Source organism: Streptomyces sp. NPDC001156 (assembly GCF_053598275.1).
This window is the reverse complement of sequence record NZ_JBSFJX010000404.1, coordinates 1-3,554: the sequence shown is the minus strand read 5'-3', so window position 1 is coordinate 3,554 and position 3,554 is coordinate 1. Positions and strand designations below refer to the sequence as shown.

General features: G+C 68.3%; 4 protein-coding genes. All 4 read right to left on the bottom strand.

Annotated elements, in window-relative coordinates; genetic code table 11:
- Nucleotides 1-33 precede the first annotated feature (33 nt).
- From ACWDA7_RS51310 to ACWDA7_RS51295, 4 genes are read right to left on the bottom strand one after another with little or no spacing between them, the layout of a single operon-like run.
- Complete coding sequence (locus tag ACWDA7_RS51310; protein WP_450614915.1) at nt 34-375, bottom strand: hypothetical protein; 342 nt, start codon at nt 373-375, stop codon at nt 34-36.
- Between the two features lie 26 nt (nt 376-401).
- The gene (locus ACWDA7_RS51305) at nt 402-1,967 is read right to left on the bottom strand and encodes a hypothetical protein (protein WP_450614913.1); all 1,566 of its coding nucleotides are present in this window, start codon (nt 1,965-1,967) and stop codon (nt 402-404) included.
- A gap of 9 nt (nt 1,968-1,976) precedes the next feature.
- Nucleotides 1,977-2,306 carry a helix-turn-helix domain-containing protein gene (locus ACWDA7_RS51300; RefSeq protein WP_450614911.1) on the bottom strand — a complete coding sequence of 110 codons (330 nt, stop codon included), beginning with the start codon at nt 2,304-2,306 and terminating at the stop codon, nt 1,977-1,979.
- Nucleotides 2,303-3,382, bottom strand: a complete 1,080-nt coding sequence (locus ACWDA7_RS51295) for a tyrosine-type recombinase/integrase (protein WP_450614909.1) — start codon at nt 3,380-3,382, stop codon at nt 2,303-2,305. Before ACWDA7_RS51295 ends, ACWDA7_RS51300 begins: the two co-directional genes overlap by 4 nt.
- Between the last annotated feature and the right edge of the window lie 172 nt (nt 3,383-3,554).

The following is a 3,554-nucleotide window of genomic DNA, read 5'->3' as shown; positions in this document are numbered from 1 at the left end:
GACCTCCGCGAGTTCAGGGAAACTGAAGGGTCCTCAGGAGGAACCCGAGGGTCCGTTGTCATGCTTCTCGGCGATGGACCCTCGGGTTCGGTGCTGACTCGCGGTGTTACTGGTGGTTGGCTCTCTGCCCCAGGCGAGTTCTTCTTCGGTCACCTCGTCGAGGAACCGCCGGAGGAGGGGAAGGGGCACTTCACCTTCGGAGAAGATCATCTTGACCGGGAGGGACGGGTCTTCGTCGGGGACGATGGCGGTGATGAGGTGGCGGGCGGGATCGCTGGTCTGGGTCAGTTCCAGGCACCAGCCGTCGCCGTGGATGGCGTACATCGTCAGGAATCGGTAGCTGGTGCCTTCGTGGTCCCAGGTCTCGGTCGGCATCTTGAGATCATGGCATCCAGCGGGTGTCAAGACCTGGGGTTTTCCTGGTGCTCGGCGGTTGTCTCCAGGAGCTGGCGGGCGGAGTTCGCGTAGCGGATCGCGGTCTTCTCGTCGAGGCCGAAGACCGCGGCGAGGTGGAGCGGGTCGGGGCCGTGGACGAGGGCTTCTTCGAGTTGCCGGTCGATGCGGAGCCGCTCGATCGTGGCGGTCTGCCCGTGAAGCGCGGTGGTGGCGACGGAGTTCTTGCTGACGGGGCCGGTTTCCAGGGCGGTTCGTTTGTTGATCAGCAGGTGCGGGTTGGCGGTGTTGGGCCAGCGGCGTCGCCGGTGGTGCAACCAGTCGAGCGCCGCCCGCAGGGTGAGCTCGTCCAGTGGTCGGGTGCGGCCGTCGATGGTAAGGCGGCGGTTGCCGATGTCGAGGTCGTCGAGCTGCAGGCGGCGGATCGCGCCCGGTCGTGCCGCGTGGACGGCGGCCAGCGCCAGGACCACCCGGTCGGCCGGTCCGGTGACCGCGGCGACGGCGTTCGTGATGTGCTCGGGCTGCAGTGGCTGGAGGACGCCGTCCTCTCGCTGGCCGACGCGGATGCGGCTGGTCGGGTCCTTGAAGATGGTGCCGTTTCTCTTCGCCCGGCCGAACAGCGATCGCAGGGCGATCAAGGTGTGCTGACGCTGGGAGCCGTGGACGGTGGCCAGGTGGGCCAGGATGTCGTCGCGGGTTATCTCGCGGAGGTGGTCGTAGCGGGTGGACCATTCCAGCAGCACGGGGCGGATCCGGTTGAGGTAGCCGGAGACGGTGGTTGTGTCGCGGGCCTTCGATCGGGGGCCTCCGTCGTGCAGGAGCCGGGTCCACTCGTCGACGTCGCGGCGGATTCCGGGGGCAAGGCCGGTGAGCTTGGGTTCCAGCCACTGCTCGAAGGCCGACGGCCGGTCGTCGAAGAGGACACCGATGTGGGCGAGGACCTCGGCGGTGTGTTCGGTGCTGAAGCCTCGGGGTTGCAGTGCCGGAGGGAGTTCGGAGTACTGGATCAGATCGCCTTCGGCGTGGCCGGTCAGCATGATGATCAGGGCCTGGTCGACGCGGACGCGGGTGCGGCGAGGCCAGCCGCGGGAGTCACCTAGACGGTGGGCGGTATGCCGGGCCCAGGCCAGCCAGGGGTTGTGTCGGTGCGCGTCGTCCTGTTCGGGCCCGCATCGGGTGAAATCCCGGCGGATCTGGAACAGCGCCAGCTGGCACCAGGTGGTGCTGGGAGGCGGTGCCGGGGCCGGGGCAGGCCGAAGAGGCCGGCCGCGGCGGCCGCCCGTCGGCTTCGACGGCTTGGCACTCCTGTCCCACAACGCTGTCATGCGTGAGAAGAAGAGCTGCTGATGCCGCAGGTCCAGGAGGGCGGATTCCGGTCGCACGTCCTGCGCTGCGGCGTTGGCGCGTGCCTGGGTCCAGCACAATCGGCAGTGCCCCTCCCGCAGGGGCAACCGGCCCGAGCAGCTCCCGCACATGCCGACCTCGCGCCCGCCGGCGAAGTTCGAGCACGCTCCGCAGCGCCGGTCGAACAGCAGACCCCAGGACAGGCACTCGGGGCAGGACTTCGGCCGCACGGGGCCCTCTCACATCGGTGGCAGGGAACGGCCGTCCCGACGACGGGGCACCACCGCAGGGGCTGGATCCGGGGAGCCTACGGCGGCCCGGACAGTGCCGTCCTCGCCGGGACGGGCGACCTTCTGCGGCTCGGGGATCAGCAGCTCGCCGATCTCGCAGCCCAGGACGACGCAGATGACGTCCAGGTCCTCCAGCTTGAGGGAGACCGGCTGGCCAGACCACAGTCCGGACATCTTGCCCGCCGAGATCACCAGGCCGTGATCGGCGAGGCTGCGTTGCAGTTCGGACGCCTTCCAGATGCCCTTGTTCGCGGCCGTCAGCCGCAGGTTCCACTTCATCGAACAAGCCCTTCCAGCCGCTTCGCGGCCCGCTCCATCCCGGCCACCCAGGCGTCCTCGACCTTGGTCTGCTGCACGTGGACATACCGCATCGTCGTGGCGATCCAGGAATGCCCCAAAACCTCCTGAATTGCAATCAGGTCAAGACCGTTCAGATAGAGCTGGGACGCGCAGTAGTGCCGAAGAACGTGCGGGGTCAGTTTGTCCGCCCACGCGGGCAGGTGCGTCCCGGTGGCGGCCACCAGGCCGTTGCGAAGGGCGTCGTCGCCCACCCTCCGCGAGGAGCCGTCGGCGTTCTTGCGCTCGGAAGGGAACAGCGGGGCGCCGGGTCGGGTGTGGTCGTCGCCGAACTGGCCCCACACGTCCTCGATGAACCACCGCAGGGTTCGGCCCGCACCGTTGATCAGCGGCACCATCCGCTCCCGTGGCCCTGAGCCGCGCTTGCCCTTGCCGTGGCGGACGTGCAGTTTTCCGAACGAGCCCAGATCCCACTTGATGTCGTCCAGGTCGAGCCTGCACGCCTCGTTCACCCGCAGCCCGACCTCGGACATCAGCTTCGAGGCGGTGTAGTTCCTGGCGGTCGGGGCGAACTTTCGACAGGTGGCCAGCTCTCCGGCCCAGCCGGTGAACAGCCCGGCGACCTCCGACTCGACCGGCGGGATCCGCAGCTGTGCGTCCTTGCAACCGCGAGGACGGTTCATCTCGTCGATCGGGCACTCGACCACCCGGCCGGTCATCGCGTGGAGTTCGACCTTGTGCCGCAGCTCCAGGAACGCGAAGTACGTGGTCAGTGCCTGGGAACGAGCCAGGCGGGTGCCGCTGGGTGAGCCCCGCAGTACGCGCCCGAAGTAGGCGTCGGCGTCCGCGGGCTCCATGTCCCACAGCGGCCGGCCGAACCAGGTACGTATCTGGTCCAGGTGCCCGACGTCCCCGCGAATGGTCCCGTCCGCCAGCCCGGCAGAGGCTCGGGCGAGGACGAACCCGGCCAGGGCGTCAGTCTCGAACTGGGCCAACTCCTCTTCCGAGACCGGGGCCCGGTGCTCACGCAGGTCCCGCACGACCGCTAACGCTGCCAACTCGAGCCCCTCGCTTTCATCTAGACCGCAGATCACTCAGACAAAACGAGAACGATTCAGGAATCCCGAAGTTACGTCAGCAGACAGTCGAGCCATCGACGCAGGAAGAACCCCCTGGCCACAGGGCTAGGAGCTCGGCGAGGCTCAGGGGAACCCGTGGGATGTCGCACAG

Bases quoted from the DNA above. Each gene is read 5' to 3' on its own strand.
- ACWDA7_RS51300 (WP_450614911.1), bottom strand. From the start codon at position 2,306: ATGAAGTGGAACCTGCGGCTGACGGCCGCGAACAAGGGCATCTGGAAG.
- ACWDA7_RS51310 (WP_450614915.1), bottom strand. From the start codon at position 375: ATGCCGACCGAGACCTGGGACCACGAAGGCACCAGCTACCGATTCCTG.